Genomic DNA, 22654 nt, shown 5'->3' on the forward strand with positions numbered 1-22654 from the left:
GTTGCGAGAGGCGATGGGGCGGGACGGATTTGCGGCCACAGACTTGACTTGGAGTGCGCTCCAGGTCATAGCGTTGGATGCGCACAGTCGTCTAGAACCAGAGGATCACTTCATGGAACTCGGTTTTCATCTACCGATATTCGATATCGATGGCGGTACGACGGCCATCGCCGGTGAACTCGCCAGGGTGGGCGCCGCGGCAGAGGCGTCCGGTGCGACCTGGCTGTCGTTCATGGACCACTACTTCCAGATCGAGCCGACCGGGCTACCGGCGGAGTCGAACATGCTGGAGGGCTACACCACGCTCGGCTACCTGGCCGCGCACACCTCGCGCATCGAGCTCGGCCTGCTGGTCACCGGCGTGACGTATCGGCATCCCGGTCTGCTCGCCAAGATCGTCACCACGCTCGACGTCCTGTCCGGTGGCCGCGCGGCACTGGGGTTGGGCGCCGCCTGGTTCGAGCGCGAGCACCAGGGGCTCGGCGTGCCGTTCCCGCCGATCGCCGAACGGTTCGAGCGGCTGGAGGAGACGCTGCGGATCTGTCAGCAGATGTGGGACCCGCAGAACAACGGCCCCTTCGACGGCAAGTACTACCAGCTGGCCGAGACGCTGTGCTCGCCGCAGCCGATCAACCGGCCCAAGGTGCTCATCGGCGGCAGCGGCGAACGCAAAACACTGCGGTTGGTCGCGCAGTACGGCGACGCCTGCAACCTGTTCGGCTCCTCCCCTGAGGAGGTCGGCCACAAACTCGACGTACTGCGACGGCATTGCGACGAAGTCGGACGCGACTACAACGAAATCCGCATAACCATTATGGCCAATAATCCGCGCCCGAATCCGGACACTCGCGACGAATTCGTCCGGAAGATGGCCGATTACGCCAAACTCGGCGTTCATACCGTCATCATCATCCCGACTACCGGCTCCCCGGCCGCCTGGATCGACGCCATGGCTCCCGCCGTGCCCCAGCTCGCCGATCTCTGAAACCGGCCTCGCTACGGCACAAGCCTTTTCGACACCCCAGACGCGCGATCGTCTCCCCGTGGTGGCGAAAGGGCCTGTGCCGTCGAGGATGTGACGCGCCCGACTTCGCGCAAGGGTAACCGCGACAGCGGGATGTGGATAGGGTGCTGACATCTGTACCGAACAGAGGAGCGGGTATGCACGCGAACTGTCGGAGCGGGCCGGGCGTCTCGTATCGCGTGCGCATTCGCGCCGGTCTCGCGGGAATGGTCGCCGTCGTGCTCGGCGTAGCGGGCGTGGCGACCGCAGGTGTGGCGCACGCCGCCCGTGCGGTGGGCGAACTGGTGTCTTCGATCGCGCAAACGCCCGGTTGGGGCGGGTTCGATCGGGTCTCGGTGCTCGAATATGTCACCGAAGGCCCGGCCGGTGCCACCACAACGGCGACGGGATTGCTGTTCACTCCGAATGGCACACCGCCGCCCGGTGGTTGGCCGGTCATCGCCTGGGACCACGGCACCAGCGGCATGGGCCCGCAATGCGGAATCACCACCAAGCAGGCCAGGGGTGACGCCTCGTATCTGCACCGGCTGCTCGACCAAGGCTATGCGGTGGTCGCGCCCGACTATGTCGGCTTACATCCCGGTGCCGCGACACCACATCCGTACCTGCAGTCGCGCACCGAAGCCACCGCGACCATCGACCTGGTTCGCGCCGCGCGCACCGCCGATGCCGACCTGTCGACGAGGTGGGCGGTCGTCGGTGTCTCACAGGGCGGACACGCCGCGCTGAACGCCGGTGCCCTCGCCCCGACCTACGCACCCGAACTCGACTTCCGCGGCACCGCGGCCTTCGCACCACCCGCCAACCTGGAGCACGCCATCGCCCTGGCGGGCCCATACGTACCCCGAGTACCTGTCCTGGACCGCGTCACCGCCAATATCGCCGCCGCACTCGACGGTATGCGCTCGGCCTACCCCACCGCCGATATCGACAGCTACTTCACCCCGGCCGGCATCGCCCTCATGGACCGGCTGGCCACCCTGTGCGTAGCCGATTGGCCCGCCCAGGCCACCAACCTCCCCCTCGGCTCCTTACTCGCCAAACCACTGCTCACCGGCGACTTCCCGGATCGCCTGGCCCACTACCTTTCCGTCCCCACCTCCGGATACCGCCAGCCGCTACTCATCACCCAGGGCCTCGACGACACCACCGTCCCTTACCCCCTGACCGCCGCCCTACTCACCGAATTGACCGCATCCGCAACCCGCTACGAATTCCACACCTACCCCACCGGCCACCAGGGCATCGTCGAAGCCTCCTGGCCCCAACTCATCCCCTACCTCACCGGCCTGTTCACCTAGACGCACGAATCCCCCTCCGACGCAACAGATTCAGCCTGGCAGGACGGATCAAGATGGATACCTCCCAACGCTATCGCCACTTCGCCGAGGTCGAAGCACGAGGCAACTCGCACGGTCAGACGCTGGACTGGTTCGTCGGCGGGCTCCGGGTGTAGGTCAGGCGGGTGTGTTGTTCAGGAAATGGACCGCTTCCCACAGGTGGTCGTCCGGGTCGGCGAAGTAGCCCGCGTAGATGCCCCAGGGGCGGGTCAGGGGTGGGCGGACGATGGTGCCGCCTGCTTGTTCGGCCCGATGCAGGATCAGGTCGACGTCTTCTCGACTGTCGAGGAACAGGCCCAGGCTGATCGGGGATCCCGTGACGCGTTCGGGTGGGATCCCGGCGTCCAGTGCCAGGTCGGTGCGGGCGTACAGGGACAGGATGAGGCCGTTGTCCAAGGTGAACATGGCTACCGAGCCGCCCGGGTGCTGCTCGTCGCGGACGAATTCCGTGCCGATGATGCCCGGTGAGGACAGGCCGAGGCCGTCCCGGTAGAAGTGCAGGGACCGTTCCAGGTCGCTCACGGCCAAGGTGATCGCGTTGATATTCGCCTTCATACCGATCCTCCTGATGCTCGAACAGTGGCCGGGGCAATGGCCCCGGCCACTGTTCAGTCAATGCGAGCGGAATCCGGAAGTCTTGAACGAATCGGACGCGCCCGGCCCGGCGGTTCAGTCGAGGCGAAGCATATCCGGCCAGACCCGCGACCAGGGCTGGCGTGGGGTACAGCGCCAGATGGTTACGTTGCGGGTGGCATCCGGGTAGCCCAGGCGTGCGTCGACGCGTCCCACCGGAGCCAATTCGCTACAGGCCGTGTGCATTTCGTCCTCGGCATTGCCGACCCACAGCACCGTGGTGGCGGAATCCGGCGGGGTGCCGAAGTATCCGAAGCCACGGTTGGGGCTGTAGACCGCGGGTAGTCCGTAGCGCTGCCTATCGATATCCAAAGCGCTTGCCTGCCAATAGGAATCGGCAATGATGACGGCATCGGACCGTTGTGCTTCCGGCAGCGCCAGATAAGCATCGGCGGTGGCCTCGCGCAGTTCCGGCCAGCCGAACCTGCCATAGAGGCTGATTTTGAAACTGGCCTCGGCCGGGCTATCGACCGGATCTATGGACGACTCGGGCTGCCACGGCATCGAGAAAGCCCCGATCGCCGCCGAAACCGCGACGAGCACAACGGTCACGTACCTGCGCCGCCGTGCCGTATTCGCGGTCCAGCGCACCGCACCCGCCGCCATTACGGCCGCATAGCATCCGGCCGCATAGTAGGGGCGACCGTTGGTGGCGATGAACGCCACCGTCAGCAGCGGCGGGACCACCGCGAGGAATCGGTACGGCCGCAGCGATTCCCAGCGCAACAGCGCCCAGATCCCCGAGATCAGCAGTACCCCACCGAATAGTCCGGCAAAAGCCAGCGCCAACGGCAGCCAGGTGTACCGGCCGCCGATCGCCGACTGCTCCGCCGCGACCACCGCACCCAATCGCAGCTGCGGCCAGTCGTGCTCGATCTGCCAGATCAGCGTCGGAACCGTCACCAGCACGACCAGCCCCGCACCCACCCACAGCACCGGCCGCCGCAGCAGCTCACGCGGACCATAGATCGCCACCCCGATGGCGACCGCGACCCAGAAGAACGGAATCAGCCATTTCACCTGGATATCCAGCGCAGTAGCCAGCGCTGCCCATAGCAACAGACTGTCGCGGCGCGTGCGCACCCACCGGATCAGCAGCCAGCTGATCAATACCCACAGCGCCGTGTCGATCGTATTGGTAGCCAATTGAGTTCCCTGCACGAGCAGGAACGGCGAGGTCGCATACGCCACCGCGGTCAACACCTGCGCATTCCGCGACCCGCCGAACTCCCGCGCGATCTGCGCACTGATCAGCACCGCGGCAACCGTCACCAGCGCGGCCGGAATCCGCAGGGCCACCAGCGATCCCGGCGCGATCAGATCCATCAGCCTGGCGATCGCGGGCAGCACCGGCCCCTGATCGGCATAGCCGAATGCGAGTCTGCGCCCGGCCGAGAGGAAATACAGTTCGTCACCGAAGAACCCGTACCGCCCCAGCGAGGCGAACAGCATGATCGCCGCCACCGCCGCGATCGCCCCGACGCCGAGCCAGGCGAACGGCGGTGTCGCCGCGCTGCTCTCGCGCTGCCGAACTTCGCTTTCCATCAGATCAGTCATCGCTTCCCCTCTTACGGGTCGCCACATCGAATAACCGGCACACATGGGCCGAATAGGTTGTCATATCGAAGTCCTTCTCCCGAATGGCCCGCCCGGCCGCGCCGTCGATGGCATCACGGATCGACATTGCCATTACCCGCGGATCGAAGTCGCCGAATTCACCGCGCCGCTGCCCCTCCCGCATGATGTCGACGAGCGGCTGGATGATCTCCTGCTCACCCTCTGCCGAGGCGAAGCGCGGCTTGCCGTCCGCATCACGCAGATTCAGCACCACATCGATCAGCGCCGCGACGTACCTCTTATTCGCATCGATGAACTGCAGATTCGACCCGATATAGGCGAGCAACTGATTGTGCGCACCCTCCGCGGCCATGACCGCGGGCGCGATGTGCTCGCCGGCGGACACGTACAGCTGGATGACCAGCTGCTCCATCAGCTCGTCCTTCCTGGCGAAGTGATACGAGATGACTCCTTTGGAGATCCCGGCATGCTTGGCGATCCGCGCCAGCGAGGCGCTGCCGTACCCCACCTCGGAGATCACCTCCACCGCCGAAGCAATGATCTGCCGCCGCCGCGCTTCCTCGATGAACGACCGCTGCTGACCAACCGTCTCATTTTCTGGCCGCACGGCCAAATTTTAGGCGGCCCGGATGAAAAGCCACATCAACCCCAAGAATGACTCCCACCTACCTCGCGAGGATGACCGAGAGATCACCTGAAGCGGCCCCCTGCGATTCGCGACCACCCCGGTGTGGGATCGCCCCCTGAAACGCCGAAAGGCCGCGCTCCCAGCGGAAGCGCGGCCCTTCGGTTCGAAACCTACAGGTACTGGCCCGTATTCGACTCGGTGTCGATGGCGCGGCTGGCGCTGGCGTTCTTGCCGGTCACCAGCGTGCGGATGTAGACGATCCGCTCGCCCTTCTTACCCGAGATGCGAGCCCAGTCATCGGGATTCGTGGTGTTGGGCAGGTCCTCGTTCTCGGAGAACTCGTCCACGATCGAATCGTAGAGATGCTGGATGCGCAGGCCCGGATTGCCGGTGTCGAGTACCGCCTTGATGGCGTACTTCTTGGAGCGGTCCACGATGTTCTGGATCATGGCGCCGGAGTTGAAGTCCTTGAAGTACAGGACTTCCTTGTCACCGTTGGCGTAGGTGACCTCCAGGAAGCGGTTGTCCTCGCTCTCGGCGTACATCCGGTCGACGACCCGTTCGATCATCGCGCGAATGCACAGCCCCTTGTCGCCGCCGAACTCTTCGAGATCATCGGCGTGCAGCGGCAGTCCCTCGGTCAGATACTTCGAGAAGATGTCCTGCGCCGATTCCGCGTCCGGCCGCTCGATCTTGATCTTCACATCGAGACGTCCGGGCCGCAGGATCGCGGGGTCGATCATGTCCTCGCGGTTGGACGCACCGATCACGATGACGTTCTCGAGGCCCTCGACACCGTCGATCTCCGAGAGCAGCTGCGGCACGACCGTGGTCTCCACATCGGAGGACACGCCCGATCCGCGGGTGCGGAAGATCGAATCCATCTCATCGAAGAACACGATCACCGGCGTACCTTCGGACGCCTTCTCGCGGGCCCGCTGGAAGATGATCCGAATGTGACGCTCGGTCTCACCCACGAACTTGTTCAACAGTTCGGGGCCCTTGATGTTCAGGAAGAACGACTTGGCTTCCTTGGCATCCTCACCGCGCGCCTCGGCGATCTTCTTCGCCAGCGAGTTGGCGACGGCCTTGGCGATCAACGTCTTACCGCAACCGGGCGGACCGTAGAGCAGCACACCCTTGGGCGGTCGCAGCGCGTACTCGCGGAACAGATCCTTGTGCAGGAACGGCAATTCCACCGCATCGCGGATCTGCTCGATCTGGCGACCGAGACCACCGATATCGCCGTAGTCGACATCGGGCACTTCCTCGAGCACGAGGTCCTCGACCTCGGCCTTGGGGATGCGCTCGAAGGCGAAACCCGCCTTGGTATCGACCAGCAGCGAATCGCCCGGCCGCAGTTTGCGCACCGGCGACTCGGGATCGTCGAGATCGTCGACCTCGGCGACCTTGGCCAGCGGACCCGCCAGCCACACCACGCGCTCCTCGTCGGCATGTCCGACGACCAGCGCCCGGCGTCCGTCGTCGAGGATCTCGCGCAACGTGCCGATCTCACCGATCGCGTCGAAGATTCCGGCCTCGACGACCGTGAGCGCCTCGTTGAGGCGGACGGTCTGGCCGTACTCCAGGGTCGAGGTGTCGATATTGGGTGAACACGTCAGGCGCATCTTGCGTCCCGAAGTGAACACGTCGACCGTCTGATCCTCGTACACGCCGATGAGAATTCCGTACCCGCTCGGTGGCTGACCCAGCCGATCGACCTCCTCGCGCAGCGCGACCAACTGCTGCCGCGCTTCCTTGAGGGTGTCCATCAGCTTGGTGTTGCGAATGGTCAGCGAATCGATGCGGGCTTCCAATTCCCGTGCGCGATCCGGCGAATCGGCAAGTTGCCTTCGGAGTGCAGCCGCTTCGGCGCGTACCGCCTCGAGCTCTCTCCAGGCCGCCGAATCCGAATTCTCGATGGGGCTCATGTGCTGCTCCTCCCAGTCCCGGTCTATCAACGCTACCGGGCGTGAACCGTTCTCGCTTTCCGACATGGTTTCGTCGTGATCACATCTGGGCCGCGATCGGCGGCGGAACCACCATGTTAGCCTGCCCTAACCAGGCCACGGCGACCTGCTTCGCCGACCGAACCGAAAGGTTGCTGACGATGCTCCTTCCCGCCAGGACACTTCGCATGTCCATGGTTATCGCCGCGGCGGCGATGGCCACTACCGTCGGCCTCACCGCCTGCGGCTCCGACGATAAGTCCGATGTCAAGGCCAGCGCTACCTCTTTGGCCGCCGCGACGACCAGCACCGCGGGTCACGGCAGTGCCGCCGCGCCCACCGCCGAAGCGCTCACCGCCGTCCTGGACGCCCTTTCCGACCCGGCCAAATCCACCTCCGAGAAGGCCGAGCTCATCGTCGGCGGCGAGAAGCGCACCGCCAATATCGACCAGATGAACCAGGCGCTCGGCGGCTACGGCAAGCTCACCTACGCGGTCGCCGATATCACCAGCAGCGGCAACACCGCGACCGCCCAGGTGACCATCACCTCACCGCACGGCACCGCCCCCGCCATGCCAATGACCTGGGAATATGTCGACGGCACCTGGAAGCTGTCAGATGCCAGCGGCTGCCTGATGCTCGGCTTCGCCCAGGCCCCCTGCGTTCCGGCCTAACCCTTCGACGGGCGGCGCTGCGGCTTCGGGGTGACCGTCCCCTCGGCCAGCCGCCGCGCGCTGACCAGGAAGGCGGTGTGGCCCTGCATCCGGTGTTCGGGCCGCACCGCAAGTCCGACCACATGCCAGCCGCGCACCATCGACTCCCAGGATCGCGGCTCGGTCCAGCACTCCTGCTCGCGCAGCGCCTCGACCACTTTCGACAATTGTGTGACAGTCGCCACATAGACCACCAGCACGCCGCCCGGGACCAGTGCCTTGGACACCGCGGGCAGCGCATCCCATGGCGCGAGCATGTCCAGGACCACCCGATCGACCGGCGGGCCGTCGTAGTCGGCGACATCGGCCACGGTGATCGACCAGTTGTCCGGACGCTCGCCGAAGAAGGTCTCGACATTGCGGATCGCGTGCGCGGCGTGATCCTCGCGGATCTCGTAGGAGACCACCTCGCCCTGCGGGCCGACCGCGCGCAGTAGCGAGCACGTCAGCGCACCGGAACCCGCACCGGCCTCCAGCACCCGCGCGCCGGGGAACATATCGCCCTCGTGCACGATCTGCGCGGCGTCCTTGGGGTAGATGACCGCCGCACCGCGCGGCATCGACAGTACGTAATCGATCAGCAACGGGCGCAAGGCCAAATACGGCGTGCCATTGGTGGACTGCACGACACTGCCCTCATCGGCGCCGATGAGATTGTCGTGCTTGATACCGCCGCGATGCGTGTGGAACTCCTTACCGGGCTCCAGCACCACGGTGTAGAGGCGCCCCTTGGCATCGGTCAGCTGTACCCGGTCCCCGATGGTGAATGGCCCGGTCCGTCTGGCCGTCATGTATCTCCGTTCGCTGGTCGGTGCGGTCTAGCCGTACGGCACCGGCGTGTCGGTGCCGCCGGATAGCCTGCCAGGTATGCATTCGCCGGTATCCACGCCCCCTGCCGACACCGCACGGGAGCCTGCGCACAATCGCCAGCGCCCGGCGCTGTCTCCTTCTCGGGCAATGGATTTCAAGCAGTGCCCACTGAAGTACCGGTTCCGTGCGATCGATCGGATTCCGGAACCGCCGACGCGAATCGCGGTGCGGGGCACGGTGGTGCACGCGGTACTGGAGGATCTGTACGGACTGCCCGCCGCGGATCGACTGCCCGCACGCGCCGCCGCCCTCGCCGAACCCGCCTGGGCCCGGGTGCTGGCCGACCGGCCCGAGATCGCCGAGTTGGTCACGCAGGACGGTTTGGCCGAATTTCTCGACGAGGTCCGCACCCTCGTCGAGGCGTACTACCGGCTGGAGGATCCGACCCGGTTCGATCCGGAGTCGTGTGAGTCGCGGGTGGAGGTCGAACTCGACGACGGTGTGCTGTTGCGTGGGTTCGTCGATCGGATCGATGTCGCGCCGACCGGTGAGCTGCGCGTGGTGGACTACAAGACCGGCCGCGCGCCCGGACTCGCCCAGGAGACCAAGGCGCTGTTCCAGCTGAAGTTCTACGCATTGGTGGTGCTGCGCACCCGTGGCATCCTGCCCACCCAACTGCGGCTGATCTACCTGGCCGACGAGCAGATCCTCACCTACGCCCCCGACGAGGATGAACTACTGCGCTTCGAACGCACGCTCTCGGCGTTGTGGCAGGCCATTCTGACGGCAGGCCGCACCGGTGACTTCCAGCCGAGCACCAGCTGGCTGTGCGGCTTCTGCAGCTACCAGAATCTGTGCCCCGAATTCGGTGGCACCCCACCGGCCTATCCGGGCTGGCCGGATGGTGGCACCGGGGAGTCGCCGGATGAAACCTTCGCCGACGCGGTCTCCGACTGAGCGGACTCGCGCTCAGCCGGTGAACAGATCCAGATTGAAGCCGTGCGAACCGAGTACGGCGATCACGCCGATCAGGACGAGTACCCCGACCACATCACCGATCACAATGAGCGCATTGCGAATCCGCCACCACGAGCCGACCTGCTCGATACTCGGTTTCACCGCGTCCTCCCCTGTGCTTCGTTCCCGAACGATCCGCCCGTCCGAGGTGTTCCATTGTTTGTTTCGCCTAACACGCCCCAAGTGTTGACGGCGAATCATTAAGTTTTCGTGAGATCGACCCCGAACTAAATGCACACCGCGCATCAAGGCACGCCACAGCGATGCTCGCCGGGGCGACCGGCGAGCATCGGAACGACGGGTTACCGCCGCGGATCTACCCGGTGAAGTTGTGGAACAGCAGCACCGACAGACCCAGTCCGACAGCCAGATTCACCACGGCCGCGGAGCCGAAGACCACCACCGGGCGCCAGCCCGCCTCCCGCAGCCCGCGCACGGAGAACTCCAGGCCGATCGAGACGAAAGCGAAGATAAGAAACCAGGTGCGCAGATCGTTGACGATCGCGATATGCGCCGCACCGGACTTCTTATCGGCCGACTGCAGGTACAGGGTGCCGATCACGGAGGCCGCGACGAAGCCGAGCACGAACTTCGGGAATCGTTCCCAGAACTGGCGCGCCGCGGGCCCGGCCGCGCCGGGGGTGCGTTCGACCCGAAGCGTGAAGTAGGCGGTCAGCGCGATCGCAACAACGCCGATCAGCGCGTTCTGCGTGGTCTTGACGATGGTGGCGATCTGCAGCGCCTTCTCCCCCGCGATCGCACCCGAGGCCGCGACGGCCGCGGTGGTATCGATATTGCCGCCGATCCAGGCACCGGCGACCGCGTCGGAGAGGCCGAAAACATCTGCAAGCCAGGGCAATACGAAGATCGACGGCAGCGCGAAGATGATCACCAGCGACGCCGCGTACGCGATCTGTTCGCGCTTGGCCTGCACCGCGCCCGCAGCCGCGATGGCGGCGCTGACACCGCAGATCGAGACGGCCGAGGCCAGCAGGGCACGTAGCTTATCGTCGAGGCCCAGGCGGCCACCCAGCCACCAGGTGAAGCCGAAGACCGTGGTGATCAGCAGCAGTGCCTGCACGATCGACGGTCCGGCGGCGGTGACCAGAATCCTCAGATTGATCGATGCGCCGAGCAGTACGACACCGGTCTTGATGAAGAATTCGGTGCGGAAACCAGCCGAAAGGCGTTCCCGCAGATCGAGTTTCGCGAGTACGACATTGCCGATCAGACCGATGGCGATGGCATAGACCGGGAATTCGATCGACTTGGCCACCCGCTCGAGCGGAGTGTCGACCGCCCAGCGCGGCACGTGGGTGTCGAAGTAGCGGGTCAGTGCGCCGAGCAGGATGACCACCGCGATCCCGGCCGCGATCTCTGCCCCTGTTGGGCGCGAAATCGCTTGTAGTGCAGAGGTTTCGGACCGAGCAGGGGCTTGCTCAGCAGCCACGGCGCTCGACTCGGCGGGGTCCGGCTCCGGTGCTGCGTTGTCGGGCTCGGCGGCAATGCTTGCGGCGTCGCCCTCGGTCTCGGCTTCGGTCTCCGACATCACGGCACCAGCCGATCCGGGATCGCGCCGATCAGGACCAGGGCAATGAGGACCAGGCCGACGATTGCCGCCAGCCAGTCCTCATTCCATGCGAATGTGCTGCCCGAACGTTCGGCGGGCGGTGTCTGTGACACGGTGGTACTCCTTGCATTTCCTCATCGAGGCCGCAACGTACCAATCGACCGCAGGTCAGCACACCGGTTGCAATCGCAGTGAATCGATCACTCGCATATAAGGACTCGGCCCCGCCGGACCGACGGGGCCGAGTCGCTCGAAACGTGTCAGAAGGCGCGGCAGGACCGAATATCGAAGGCCAGGATCGCCTTCGCGCCGAGTTCGGCGAGCCGGTCCATCACCTCATTGCCCTGTTTGCGCGGCACCATCGCGCGAATGGCGACCCAGCCCGGATCGGCGAGCGGCGATACCGTCGGCGATTCGAGGCCGGGCGTGATCTTGACCGCCTCGTCCAGCAGCTCCTTCGGGCAGTCGTAGTCCAGCATGATGTACTGCTGGCCGAAGACGACGCCCTGGATGCGCGCGATGAGCTGGTTGCGGGCCCGTTCCTGCTGGTCCGAACCGGCGCGCTCGATGAGGACACCCTCCGAATCGCACAGCGTCTCGCCGAAGGCGACCAGGTTGTGCTGGCGCAGGGTGCGGCCCGACCCGACCACATCGGCGATGGCATCGGCCACCCCGAGCTGGATGGAGATCTCGACGGCACCGTCGAGGCGGATCACCTCGGCCTCGATGCCCCGCCGCTGCAGGTCGCCGAGCACCAGATTCGGATAGGAGGTGGCGATGCGCTTGTCGTAGAGATCCTCGACCTTCCATTCGCGCCCGGCCGGGGCGGCGTAGCGGAAGGTGGAGCGGCCGAAGCCGAGTGCGAGCCGTTCCTGTACCGGTGCACCGGAATCCAGCGCCAGATCGCGGCCGGTGATGCCGAGATCGAGCTCACCGGAGCCGACGTAGATGGCGATGTCCTTGGGCCGCAGGAAGAAGAATTCGACCTGGTTGGCCGGATCGAGGACGGTCAGATCGCGGGCATCGGTGCGCCTGCGGTAACCGGCCTCGGCCAGGATCGATGTGGCCGATTCGGAGAGTGCGCCTTTATTGGGGACTGCGACGCGCAGCATGGTTGAGTCCTTTCGGGAAGAAAAACTACGGATCGACGCGCCGTCACAGATGTCGGTACACGTCTTCCAGCTTCAGCCCGCGGCCCACCATCAGCACCTGGACCCAGTAGAGCAGTTGCGAGATCTCTTCGGCGAGCGCCTCGTCGCCCTCGTGCTCGGCGGCCAGCCAGATCTCCCCGGCCTCCTCGAGCACCTTCTTACCCTGGAAATGCACGCCCGCGTCCAATGCCGCCACGGTCCCGGACCCCTCGGGGCGGGTGACCGCACGATCTTGCAGCTCGGCGAACAGGGTTTCGAAGTTCTTCACGATGAGCCATTGTTTCAGACCCGGGTGCGGGGCCGTTGCTCCGGCCCATAACGCAGGACATCCCCGTCGCCCGGCGTATCGGGAGACGGGGATGCGGTCGGCGGGTCAGGCTCCGGTGAGCAGGGCCTGCAGGTCGGCGACGGCGGTGCACAGGTGGTCCGCGAAGGCGTACATCGCGTTGGCGACCGCCTTCGGCGTGGCCAGGTAGAGGTTCCACCGGTCCGGAAGCAGCACGTAGGCGATGCCGATGCATTTCGGACTGGTCGAGCCGAAGCCGAAGTATCGGATATTGACAGATGGTGCGGAACTGGTGCTCAGGTAGTCGTCGCGCATGATCGTCCAGCCGGGGCTGGTGTACAGCGGGATCGGTTCGGTGACGCCGAGTTCGGCCCCGCGGCGCCGCTGGATCCACTCCAGCTCCCACAGATGCTGTTCGGGCGCGTCACCGGCCTGGCACTGTTTGGCGCGGTCGACATGCGCGCTCGCGGCGCTCAGCGCGGCGCGCAGCCGATCGGCGTCGGCGGCCGCCGGATCCTGCATCGTGTCGACGAAGGCCACCATCTCCGGTGTCACCACGCGCATGGCCTCGGTGCGGCCGTTGCGGTACTGCCGGGTGGCGATGGATTCGTAGGTGGCCCCGGTCAGCCCCTTGCTGCGCCGGTGCGCCAGTTGATAACTCAGCTGGGCAAAGGCGTCCGGTGAGATGCCGAGCTGCTTGGCCTGCGTCGTCCCGAAATCGAAAGATACTGTCGCGGTGGCATTCTCGGACGCGTAGTGGGCGAATGCCGCGCCCGCCGCGGCGATATCGGTACGCAGGGCCGCATCGAGGACGAATTCGATCGGCTCCACCGCGGGCAATCCCTGCGCCTTCGCCCCGGACCGGGTGGCATGTTCGGCGGCAGGGGTCTGCAACAGAGTGTCCACGAAGGACAGGATGGTGGTGCCGTCGAGTCCGCAGTGCTCGACATTGATGCCCGCCTGCCCGTCCCCGAAGACGATGAACGATACCGACTTGTCGAACCAGCGGTTGGCGCTGTCACCGTGCAGCAGCTCGTCACAGGCCTGCAGTTCGTCGCGCGGGGCAAAGTCCTCCAGACACAGACAGAACAGTGCCGTCTCAATGGTGTCCAGCGCGGCCAGGTTGGCCGGTTCGGCGCGCAATACCTTTCTGCTGGCAGCCCATTCGGCCCGCGCCTTGGTGGTCAGATGTCCGACGGCGGTATCGGTGCGAGCCGAGCGCGCACCGGCCTTGAGCACCGCGCGCAGCCCGTCGGCGAGATCGTCGAGCGAATACGGCGCACCATCCGGACCGATCACATCCATCCGGAACATGGTGCCGTGGAAGAACACCACGATGTGCCGGGCATCCGAGGGGCCGGGCCATTCGTCGCTGTAGGGCACCCGCACGGAATCCTGTATCTCTCCCGGAATCCGGGTCTCGGAGAACAGGTATTTGTTCTGCCACATCGACAGCTGCTGGCCGCGCTGGGTTACCGGCGCGATCGCCTCGACATCGAGCGCCAACTTGTAGTCGACCGCGGCCGCGATGATTCCGGCCGCGCGCTCCACCTGCGATGCGCCGGTGGAGCTGGCCAGTGGGGTGTCATCGCGGAAGAGGAAGAAGAAGTTGGCGTTGAGCGCGATGCGATCGCGACGGCCCAGGTAGCGGGATGGCCAGAACAGATCCAGCCAGCTGCCGACGCCGGGGGTGGCATCGTATTCGGCCAGTGCCGCATGCAGCGTCCGGCCGGGTCCGTCGGCGCGTAGCAGGTCGGCTACCGCGGCCTCGGTGGTGGCGAATTCATCGGCGGTGAGCAGTGGAGCACACCACTGCAGCAACCGCTCGCAGCTGTCCTCCAGCGTCGGCAGGGGCACCCGGGGCAGGTGGTCGTCGGCGGCGAAGGTGCGTTCGGTCAATGCGAGTCCTCGGGGTCGGCGTATTTCGGGAGCGGTCGCGAGATGTACAGGTTGGCGAGCAGCCAGCCTGTGCTTTCCTGGCCATCGGTGTCGATACCGCTGGCGGCCAAGGTATTCAGCACTTGGGTGCGTTCACTGTCGGAGGCGAATCTACGTTGTTCGAACACCCCGGGGGCTCGCTCGGTGCGGTAGCCGAGCGCGGCCAGTTCCGCGGCGATCGGCTCGAAACTGAACATGCGTAATACGAAGTGTGCCATCCACGGCCGCCGACGCGGGTGCGCGAGTGCGACACGCGCCAGCGTCTTCTCGGTGACATATCCGACACAACCGGTCGAGATAACAATATCCGCGGCCGCCAGCGTACGGCGTTGCTCGTCGGTCGGCTCGGCGGCCTCCAGATCGGCGTGCACCGTGTCGTGCAGGAATCCGGCGGCGTGCGCGTAGGACAGTGCGGGGCGGGCGGCATCCATGCCGATGAAGCGGACGCCGGGGAGTTGGTCGCGGGCATCGAGGCGGGCGCGGTCGCGGGCGATGAGCGCGGCCTGGTCGGCATCCTCGGCCGTGCGGTAATGGTCGGCCAGATCGCTGATGGTGGTGTCGAAGCGCAGCAGGGCCGCGTTTACGCCATAGGAGCAACCGATGTCGAGCACGGTCGGGGCGTCCACACGCGCGGATGCGCGGTACTCCCGAATCTGTTGCTGGAAGAACGGTTTCGCCAGCTCCGGTATGCGGTAATCCAATTCGGACATCCGGGCGTAGTACCCGCGCGGATCGGGACGGTCGTAGATGTCGTCGAAGGAAGCTTTCCCGGTCGTGTGCAACGGCACTGGCATGTCGTCCCTCTCAGTCGAGCAACCGATCGCCACGGACGGCGTCGGCCGCGGCGGCTAGGTGATCGGGCAGTACCCGCCCGAACAGCTGGCGGGTGCGTTCCACGGTGCCGATGACACCGGGCCGATCGGTATAGGCGAAGATCGCCGAATGCCGTGCCGTGCCGCCCTCGACCGGTGAAACGCGGTGCAGGGAGAAGCGGCCCTGGAACAGTTGCAGGTCGCCGGGTCGCAGCTCGAGGCGCCGGACCAATCGCGCACCGGATCCGGTGAGCACGTCACGCACATCGTCGAACTGCTCGGCGTGGGGTGAACGGATATTCGGGCAGTATTCGAAGACGCCACCGGTCTCGGCGGGCTGGGTCAGCATGCTGACCGTAAATTCGTTGGTGTCGAAATGCCAGGGATGCGACATGCCCGGCGCCACCACATTCAGACACAGTCCGGCCAGCGGATCGGCGAATTCGTGCAGTTCGGCCAGCCCGAAACAGTCCGCGACGAAGCGTTGGAACAGCCCGCTGATATAGAGCCGGTGAATCAGCGCGTCGACCGGAATGCGGTCGCGCGGGACGAACGCATTGCCGCGTTCGAGCACGATGCGCCCCGGATGGTCTTCCGGCAGTGCGGTATCCAGCGGAATGTTGTAGGCGTTGACCCGCTCGACCTGATAGTGCGCATCCGGGGCCATCGCCTCGCCCTCGGCGCGCAGCGTCTCGATCAGCTCCGGGCGGATGAACTCGCGCAGCACCGTACAGCCGCCGTCGGCGAGTTCGGCGCGGGCCTGCGCCACGGCAGCTCGCCACGCTTTGCCGTTCGGATCCGCCAGCGGATACCGTGCCGTATCGACGATCTCGTCCAGGACACTCGTCGCTGCCATGGCGTAAATTTTGGTGCAGCGGCCGACGACACGCCCGGGATTCGACAAAGTTGCCGGTGACTACGGTCACACCTACCAGCAGCGCGCACTTGCGTTGCGGCACAGTAACTCTCGCTATGCCGAGGCCGGGAGTGGCGGCGCACGATCAGCGGGCCCGAGCGATCATGGATCGGTCCGATGCGGCTCGATCGGCCAGGTGCGCGGCTCAACCTCGAACGCGCAGAGCGTCTTCCAGATCGTCGATGGTCAACCCCACCAACGAATCACGGAATACCCGCCCCGGCGCGTCCGAAACCGCTATCTCACACGGGATCACGATCACCGCACAGCCCGCCGCCGCAGCCGCGGCGGCGCCGGTCGGCGAATCCTCCAATGCCACACAGTCTCGCGGGTGCACGCCGAGGAGTTCGGCGGCGCGCAGATAGATCTGGGGCGCGGGCTTGCCGTGCTCGACCTCGTCACCGCAGACCGATACGTCGAAGAAGTCACGGCCGAGGGTATCCAGCCCGAATTCGGTAAGCGACCGCTTGGTATTGGTGACCAAGGCGGTCGCCAGCCCCGCGGTGCGCACCATTGACAGCGCATCCTTCGCACCGGGACGCCATGGGATCGGGCCCGCCATCAACTCGGTCACCCGCCGCTCGATGAATTCGCCCGCGGCGCGCACCGTCTCCAGTGTCGGGTCGATGCCGAGGCCGTCGAAGATCAGCCGCAGCGCGTTCGGTCCCGATGCGCCGATCAGCGCATGCCGCAGTTCATCGCTCATCTCATGGCCGTGCGCCCGTGCCAGCTCCCGCACCGCGATATCCCACAGCTTCTCCGAATCGAGCAGTGTGCCGTCCATATCCCACAGCACACCGGCAAGTCGCGCCGTCACCCGATTCGTCTCCTCAACCTCTACAAACCCGACGCGGCGATCAGCAACCGCCCATTATCCGACGAGACCTGGATCCACCGGTTCTCCGATGTGGTCGAGCCGTTCTTCAGGCTATAGGTAAGCGAAACCACCGCCCGATTCTCCCCGTTCGGTGTGACGCCGCCCACGCTCACCGAGCGGACGGTGGACCAGAACTGCGAATAGGAGCCGAAGCCGCCGGTCTGGCCCTGGTAGGCGGGCGTGAGCTGGGACCACGCGCCCTGCACATTGCCGGGCAGCATCCCGTAATAGCCGGAGATGAATTGGGAGATCCGGTCCGCGGTGGCCGGGCCGAACGCGGTGGTGCTGACTGTCGTCGGCGACACGGTGGTCGACGGCTTGACCGACGAGGTCGGCGTCGGCTGAGCCGTCGTGCTCGGCTGGGAGTTCGACGCCGCGGTGGTCGCCGGTGCCTGCTCCGGCTGACCCGGTTCGATCGCGATCGGCGACTGCGGGCCGTTCTCCGGATTGTTCACCGCGGGCGCTGAGGTCGAGGAGCCGCCCGCCGTACCGCCCTGATCGTCGTTCTTCAGCGACGACGTGATCACCACAACCAGTACGAGCACCGCGACCGCCGCGGCGACCGCCACCGCGATCAGCCTGCCGCGACTCTGCTGCGCGCCGCCGCCACCGCCGGGCACGGTGCCCCCGGACCTCGGCGGTGCGACGGTGACCACCGGTGCAGCGGGTCCGGACGGTGTTGCAGCGACCGCCTCCCTGGCCGCGGCCGCCTGGCCTGCGCCGGGCTTGTTCAGCACTGTCGTCGCGCCCGCGTCGGCATCGGTCGTCGCGCCGGGCGCTGGCATAACCTTCGTCGCTGCTGGCGTGCTCGCCAATGTCGGGGCGCGGCCCGCCGCAACGGCTTCGAGCGCCTCCTTCGCCTCGCGCATATCGGGCCTGGTATCGATCGAGGCGGACAGCAATCGCATCAGCACCGGACCGAGTTCCCCGGCGTGCCGCGGCGGCGGCACCTGCGCCCGCGCTGCTGCGTGCAGCACCGCGAGCGCGTTATCCCCATCGCCGAAGGGTGGGCTGCCCTCGACCGCCGCGTACAGCGTGGAGCCGAGTGCGAAAACATCCGAGGCCGGTTCCGGATCCTCGCCGCGCGCCACCTCCGGCGCGAGATAGGCCGGTGTGCCCGCCAGGAATCCGGTCGCGGTGACCGTCACATCGCCGACGGCGCGGGAGATGCCGAAGTCGGTGATCTTCACCGTGCCGTCATCGCCGACCAGCAGATTCGCCGGTTTCACGTCCCGATGCACGATGCCCGCCGCATGCGCCGCGGCCAGCGCGCCAGCGGCCTGGGCGCCGATGCGCGCCACCTCGGTCGGCGCGAGTGTGCGCTTGCCCGACAACTTCGCGGCCAGACTCGGCGCGTCCATGTACTCCATGACCAGCCAGGGCTGGCCGTCCTCCTCGGCGACATCGAAGACGGTGATCGCATTGGGATGGTGCAGTCGCGCGGCGATGCGGCCCTCGCGCATGGCGCGCAGTTTGGCCTCCATTGCCTGTGTCCGGGACAGCCCCGGCCCGAGTAGCAACTGCTTCACCGCGACCGTGCGGCGCAGCCGAACGTCGGTGGCCCGCCACACGACACCCATGGCACCAGTGCCGATCGGATCCGTCAGCCGATACCGTCCAGCGATCAACCGGTCCGCCGTCATGGTGTTGAGCCCCTCCTGCTTGCCCGCCGAGTCATCTCGCACTCCGCGCGTAAGCGGAAATCCTCGAAAATGCTACGCGCCGAAGTACATTGCACCCGAATTGCAGCAGGACGCTCGCATCCGCCGACTGCCCCGGATGCAGTACCAACAGTTCCGACTTTGTCATACCCAACCGACATCCATCCACCGCCACGCGCACCCGAAGCCGATACCCCAGGTCAGGCGGGTGCGGCCATCGGGACACGCCCGCGCGTCGCGGGCCCTCGTGTCGCGTCGCGCGCCCTTTCCGCCGCAATCGATCTCGCATATCACGAGGTAATCAAGGCCCTGAACGCATCGAGCGAGCGCAGTCCGATGCGGCGAGAATCACACCGTCGCGTCCGGTCGGATAACGAATTCGGATCGGAAACAGGCCGATCGGCGTTGCCCGACCGCGCCCCGCGGCGTCGACGGCGATCAACCCCGACCCGCGGACCCGGGTATCCGAGCCGAGCGTGCCGGTCCGACCGAATCCGTCAGGCGTTGAAGTACTTCGCCTCCGGATGCAATAGGACGAACGCGTCCGTCGACTGCTCCGGGTGCAGCTGCAGTTCTTCGGAGAGCACCACGCCGATGCGATCGGCCGCCAGCAGGTCCACCAGCTTCGCGCGGTCTTCCAGGTCCGGGCAGGCGCCGTAGCCGAAGGAGTAGCGGGCGCCGCGGTAGCCGAGCTTGAAGTACTCCAGCACATCCGACGGATCGGAGTCGGCCACCGAATGTCCTTCCAGCACCAGCTCCTCGCGGATGCGGCGATGCCAGTACTCGGCGAGCGCCTCGGTGAGCTGGACACCGATGCCGTGCACCTCGAGGTAGTCGCGGTAGTTGTCGGCCGCGAAGAGCTCATTGGCGAAGTCGGCGATCGGCTGCCCCATGGTGACCAGCTGGAACGGCAGCACATCGACCTGACCGGTTTCGCGGGCGTGATCGCGCGAGCGGATGAAGTCGGCGATGCACAGGAAGCGGTCGCGCTGCTGACGCGGGAAGGTGAACCTATACCGCTGCGGCGCGTCCGGATGCGGCTCCGTCAGCACGATCACGTCGTCACCCTCGGAGACCGCGGGGAAATATCCGTACACCAGCGCCGCGTGCTGCAGCACGTTCTCGGTGGACAGCCGGTCCAGCCAGTAGCGCAAGCGAGGCCGTCCCTCGGTCTCCACCAGCTCCTCGTAGCTCGGCCCCTCGCCGCCACGCTGGCCGCGCAGACCCCATTGGCCCAGGAACAGCGCGCGTTCATCGAGCAGTCCCGAATACTCGTGCAGCGAAACGCCTTTCACCACCCGGGTGCCCCAGAACGGCGGTACCGCGACCGGCAGATCGGCGGCCACATCCGAGCGCGCCGGCACCTCGACCGGCACCTCGACCGCTTTGCGCTGTTCAGCGATCCGCTTGGAGCGCTCATGGCGCGCCTTGCGCTCGGCCGCCTTCTCGCGTTCGGCGATCGCCGCCGGACTGTCCGGATCGATTCCGCTGCCGCGCTTGCGCGTCATGATGTCGTCCATCAACCGCAGGCCCTCGAAGGCGTCGCGGGCATAGTGCACATCGCCCTGGTAGACCTCGGTGAGGTCGTTCTCGACATATGCGCGGGTCAGCGCGGCACCGCCGAGCAGCACCGGGAACTGGTCGGCGACGCCCTTGGCGTTCAGCTCCTCCAGGTTCTCCTTCATCACCACGGTCGACTTCACCAGCAGACCGGACATACCGATCACATCGGCCTTCTTGTCGACGGCGGCGTCGAGAATGGTCGCGATCGGCTGTTTGATGCCGAGGTTGACGACCTCATAGCCGTTGTTCGAAAGGATGATGTCGACCAGATTCTTGCCGATATCGTGCACATCGCCCTTGACGGTGGCCAGCACGATGCGGCCCTTACCGCTGTCGTCGGTGACCTCCATATGCGGCTCCAGGTAGGCGACCGCGGCCTTCATCACCTCGGCCGACTGCAGTACGAACGGCAGCTGCATCTGGCCGGAACCGAACAGTTCGCCGACCGTCTTCATGCCCGACAGCAGTGTCTCGTTGATGATCTGCAGCGGCGGCACTTCGGTCATGGCGGCATCGAGATCGGCCTCCATATCAGCCTTCTCACCATCGACGATCCGCCGCTCCAGCCGCTCGAACAGCGGCAGCGCGGCCAACTCCTCCGCGCGCGAGGCGCGCGACGATGAGGCCGACACACCCTCGAACAGCGACATGAGCTTCTGCAGCGGGTCGTAGTCCGTGCTGCGGCGGTCATAGACCAGATCCAGCGCCGTCTTGCGCTGCTCCTCCGGAATGCGCGCGATCGGCAGGATCTTGGAGGCGTGCACGATCGCGGAATCCAGTCCGGCCTGGACGCATTCGTGCATGAACACCGAGTTCAGCACCTGGCGCGCGGCCGGATTGAGGCCGAAGGAGATATTGGACAGGCCGAGGGTGGTCTGCACTTCCGGATGTTTCTGCTTGAGCAGTCGAATGGCCTCGATGGTCTCGATGCCGTCGCGCCGCGACTCCTCCTGACCGGTGCCGAGGGTGAAGGTCAGCGTATCGATAATGATGTCGCTCTCGCGCAGACCCCAGTTGCCGGTGATATCGGCGATCAGCCGTTCGGCGATCTCCACCTTCTTCTCGGCGGTGCGGGCCTGCCCCTCCTCATCGATGGTCAGCGCGACCACTGCGGCGCCGTGTTCGGCAACCAGCTTCATCGTCTGCTGGAATCGGGATTCGGGGCCGTCGCCGTCCTCGTAGTTCACCGAGTTGACCGCGCAGCGACCACCCAGATGCTCCAGACCGGCCTGCAGGACCGGGGTTTCGGTGGAGTCGAGCATGATCGGCAGGGTCGAGGCCGTGGCAAGTCGCGCTGCCAGCGCCGACATATCCTTGGCGCCATCGCGTCCGACGTAGTCGACGCACAGGTCGAGCATGTGCGCGCCGTCGCGGGTCTGGTCCTTGGCGATATCGATGCACTTCTGCCAGTCCTCGGCCAGCATGGCATCGCGGAATGCCTTGGAGCCATTGGCATTCGTGCGCTCACCGATCATCAGGATCGAAGCGTCCTGTTCGAACGGCACCGCGGTGTACATGCTCGATACGCTCGGCTCGTGCACCGGTTCGCGGCGCGCGTCCAGCGGCGGCAGCCTCGGCTCCACCTCGCGCACCGCCGCGGTCACCTGGCGAATGTGCTCCGGCGTCGTACCACAGCAGCCGCCGACCAGGGCGAGTCCGAATTCGGAGACGAAGCCGCGCAGCGCGATGGCGAGCTCTTCGGGGGTCAGCGGATATTCCGCGCCGTTCGCGCCGAGTACCGGCAGACCGGCATTCGGCATGACCGAAACCGGAACCGTCGCATGCCGGGACAGATGGCGCAGATGTTCGCTCATCTCATCCGGCCCGGTGGCGCAGTTCAACCCGATCATATCGATGCCGAGCGGCTCGAGCGCGGTGAGCGCCGCGCCGATCTCACTGCCGACCAGCATGGTTCCGGTGGTCTCCACGGTGACGTGGGTGATGATCGGAATCCGTCGCCCCAGCTTGGCCATCGCGCGCTGACTGCCGGTGACCGCGGCCTTGACCTGGAGCAGGTCCTGGCAGGTTTCGATGAGAATGGCATCGGCGCCCGCATCGAGCATGCCCAGCGCGGCCTCGGTGTAGGCATCGCGCAGGGCGGTATAGGGGGCATGACCCAGCGTCGGCAATTTGGTGCCCGGCCCCATCGAGCCGAGCACATAGCGCGGGGTGCCGTCGGCACTGGGGC

Annotated in this window: 20 protein-coding genes; 4 read left to right on the top strand and 16 right to left on the bottom strand. The window is 66.1% G+C overall.

Annotated features, from left to right (window positions below; genetic code table 11):
- The first annotated feature begins 112 nt into the window (after window positions 1–112).
- On the top strand, window positions 113–985 hold the full coding sequence (locus ABZW16_RS35195) for an LLM class F420-dependent oxidoreductase (RefSeq protein ID WP_354960438.1): 873 nt from the start codon (window positions 113–115) through the stop codon (window positions 983–985).
- A gap of 176 nt (window positions 986–1161) precedes the next feature.
- Window positions 1162–2325 (top strand): lipase family protein, encoded by a 1164-nt coding sequence (locus ABZW16_RS35200; protein WP_354960439.1) that lies wholly within the window; start codon window positions 1162–1164, stop codon window positions 2323–2325.
- Window positions 2326–2481: 156 nt separating this feature from the next.
- On the opposite strand, the gene ABZW16_RS35205 is transcribed toward ABZW16_RS35200, so the two are convergent.
- The 4 genes from ABZW16_RS35205 to arc form a co-directional block, all read right to left on the bottom strand.
- Window positions 2482–2919: a VOC family protein gene (locus ABZW16_RS35205; protein WP_354960440.1), complete on the bottom strand. Its 438-nt coding sequence runs from the start codon at window positions 2917–2919 to the stop codon at window positions 2482–2484.
- Window positions 2920–3033: 114 nt separating this feature from the next.
- Window positions 3034–4554, bottom strand: a complete 1521-nt coding sequence (locus tag ABZW16_RS35210; RefSeq protein WP_354960441.1) for a glycosyltransferase family 39 protein — start codon at window positions 4552–4554, stop codon at window positions 3034–3036.
- The gene (locus ABZW16_RS35215; protein ID WP_354960442.1) at window positions 4547–5182 is read right to left on the bottom strand and encodes a helix-turn-helix domain-containing protein; all 636 of its coding nucleotides are present in this window, start codon (window positions 5180–5182) and stop codon (window positions 4547–4549) included. The genes ABZW16_RS35210 and ABZW16_RS35215 overlap by 8 nt, the downstream gene beginning before the upstream one ends.
- Before the next feature lie 191 nt (window positions 5183–5373).
- Window positions 5374–7134: a proteasome ATPase gene (arc, locus tag ABZW16_RS35220; RefSeq protein ID WP_354960443.1), complete on the bottom strand. Its 1761-nt coding sequence runs from the start codon at window positions 7132–7134 to the stop codon at window positions 5374–5376.
- 206 nt (window positions 7135–7340) lie between these two features.
- On the opposite strand from arc, the gene ABZW16_RS35225 reads away from it, so the two are divergent.
- A complete protein-coding gene (locus ABZW16_RS35225) occupies window positions 7341–7826 on the top strand; it encodes a hypothetical protein (protein WP_354960444.1) in 486 nt (161 codons plus the stop codon).
- Here ABZW16_RS35225 and ABZW16_RS35230 read toward each other — a convergent pair.
- The gene (locus tag ABZW16_RS35230; RefSeq protein ID WP_354960445.1) at window positions 7823–8656 is read right to left on the bottom strand and encodes a tRNA (adenine-N1)-methyltransferase; all 834 of its coding nucleotides are present in this window, start codon (window positions 8654–8656) and stop codon (window positions 7823–7825) included. The two genes, ABZW16_RS35225 and ABZW16_RS35230, sit on opposite strands and share 4 nt — an antisense overlap.
- A 76-nt stretch (window positions 8657–8732) precedes the next feature.
- On the opposite strand from ABZW16_RS35230, the gene ABZW16_RS35235 reads away from it, so the two are divergent.
- Window positions 8733–9632 carry a RecB family exonuclease gene (locus ABZW16_RS35235; protein ID WP_354960447.1) on the top strand — a complete coding sequence of 300 codons (900 nt, stop codon included), beginning with the start codon at window positions 8733–8735 and terminating at the stop codon, window positions 9630–9632.
- A gap of 12 nt (window positions 9633–9644) precedes the next feature.
- On the opposite strand, the gene ABZW16_RS35240 is transcribed toward ABZW16_RS35235, so the two are convergent.
- The 11 genes from ABZW16_RS35240 to metH all read right to left on the bottom strand — a co-directional run.
- Window positions 9645–9794, bottom strand: a complete 150-nt coding sequence (locus tag ABZW16_RS35240) for a hypothetical protein (protein WP_354960448.1) — start codon at window positions 9792–9794, stop codon at window positions 9645–9647.
- 214 nt (window positions 9795–10008) lie between these two features.
- Window positions 10009–11241, bottom strand: coding sequence for a putative sulfate exporter family transporter (locus ABZW16_RS35245; protein ID WP_354960449.1), 1233 nt, complete (start codon window positions 11239–11241; stop codon window positions 10009–10011).
- A complete protein-coding gene (locus ABZW16_RS35250) occupies window positions 11241–11375 on the bottom strand; it encodes a hypothetical protein (protein WP_354960450.1) in 135 nt (44 codons plus the stop codon). Before ABZW16_RS35250 ends, ABZW16_RS35245 begins: the two co-directional genes overlap by 1 nt.
- A 147-nt stretch (window positions 11376–11522) precedes the next feature.
- The gene (gene hisG / locus ABZW16_RS35255) at window positions 11523–12374 is read right to left on the bottom strand and encodes an ATP phosphoribosyltransferase (protein WP_354960451.1); all 852 of its coding nucleotides are present in this window, start codon (window positions 12372–12374) and stop codon (window positions 11523–11525) included.
- 43 nt (window positions 12375–12417) lie between these two features.
- Complete coding sequence (locus ABZW16_RS35260; protein WP_354960458.1) at window positions 12418–12699, bottom strand: phosphoribosyl-ATP diphosphatase; 282 nt, start codon at window positions 12697–12699, stop codon at window positions 12418–12420.
- 87 nt (window positions 12700–12786) lie between these two features.
- On the bottom strand, window positions 12787–14598 hold the full coding sequence (locus ABZW16_RS35265; protein WP_354960452.1) for a choline/carnitine O-acyltransferase: 1812 nt from the start codon (window positions 14596–14598) through the stop codon (window positions 12787–12789).
- Window positions 14595–15431 (bottom strand): class I SAM-dependent methyltransferase, encoded by an 837-nt coding sequence (locus ABZW16_RS35270; RefSeq protein WP_354960453.1) that lies wholly within the window; start codon window positions 15429–15431, stop codon window positions 14595–14597. Before ABZW16_RS35270 ends, ABZW16_RS35265 begins: the two co-directional genes overlap by 4 nt.
- A gap of 10 nt (window positions 15432–15441) precedes the next feature.
- Entirely contained in the window at window positions 15442–16305 is an 864-nt protein-coding gene (locus tag ABZW16_RS35275) for an arpA protein (RefSeq protein ID WP_354960454.1), read from the bottom strand.
- 205 nt (window positions 16306–16510) lie between these two features.
- Complete coding sequence (locus ABZW16_RS35280; protein WP_354960455.1) at window positions 16511–17182, bottom strand: HAD family phosphatase; 672 nt, start codon at window positions 17180–17182, stop codon at window positions 16511–16513.
- A 20-nt stretch (window positions 17183–17202) separates the two neighbouring features.
- Window positions 17203–18927, bottom strand: a complete 1725-nt coding sequence (locus ABZW16_RS35285; protein WP_354960456.1) for a protein kinase — start codon at window positions 18925–18927, stop codon at window positions 17203–17205.
- Between the two features lie 473 nt (window positions 18928–19400).
- A partial coding sequence (gene metH / locus ABZW16_RS35290) for a methionine synthase (RefSeq protein WP_354960457.1) occupies window positions 19401–22654 on the bottom strand: 3254 nt, incomplete at its 5' end.

Origin of the sequence: Nocardia sp. NPDC004604, from assembly GCF_040609795.1 — a bacterium.
GTDB lineage: Bacteria > Actinomycetota > Actinomycetes > Mycobacteriales > Mycobacteriaceae > Nocardia.

Coding starts and splice junctions, on each gene's coding strand:
- ABZW16_RS35275 (WP_354960454.1), bottom strand. CDS start 16,305: ATGGCAGCGACGAGTGTCCTGGACGAGATCGTCGATACGGCACGGTAT.
- ABZW16_RS35270 (WP_354960453.1), bottom strand. CDS start 15,431: ATGCCAGTGCCGTTGCACACGACCGGGAAAGCTTCCTTCGACGACATC.
- ABZW16_RS35195 (WP_354960438.1), top strand. CDS start 113: ATGGAACTCGGTTTTCATCTACCGATATTCGATATCGATGGCGGTACG.
- hisG (WP_354960451.1), bottom strand. CDS start 12,374: ATGCTGCGCGTCGCAGTCCCCAATAAAGGCGCACTCTCCGAATCGGCC.
- ABZW16_RS35230 (WP_354960445.1), bottom strand. CDS start 8,656: ATGACGGCCAGACGGACCGGGCCATTCACCATCGGGGACCGGGTACAG.
- arc (WP_354960443.1), bottom strand. CDS start 7,134: ATGAGCCCCATCGAGAATTCGGATTCGGCGGCCTGGAGAGAGCTCGAG.
- ABZW16_RS35205 (WP_354960440.1), bottom strand. CDS start 2,919: ATGAAGGCGAATATCAACGCGATCACCTTGGCCGTGAGCGACCTGGAA.
- ABZW16_RS35235 (WP_354960447.1), top strand. CDS start 8,733: ATGCATTCGCCGGTATCCACGCCCCCTGCCGACACCGCACGGGAGCCT.
- ABZW16_RS35210 (WP_354960441.1), bottom strand. CDS start 4,554: ATGACTGATCTGATGGAAAGCGAAGTTCGGCAGCGCGAGAGCAGCGCG.
- ABZW16_RS35245 (WP_354960449.1), bottom strand. CDS start 11,241: ATGTCGGAGACCGAAGCCGAGACCGAGGGCGACGCCGCAAGCATTGCC.
- ABZW16_RS35225 (WP_354960444.1), top strand. CDS start 7,341: ATGTCCATGGTTATCGCCGCGGCGGCGATGGCCACTACCGTCGGCCTC.
- ABZW16_RS35200 (WP_354960439.1), top strand. CDS start 1,162: ATGCACGCGAACTGTCGGAGCGGGCCGGGCGTCTCGTATCGCGTGCGC.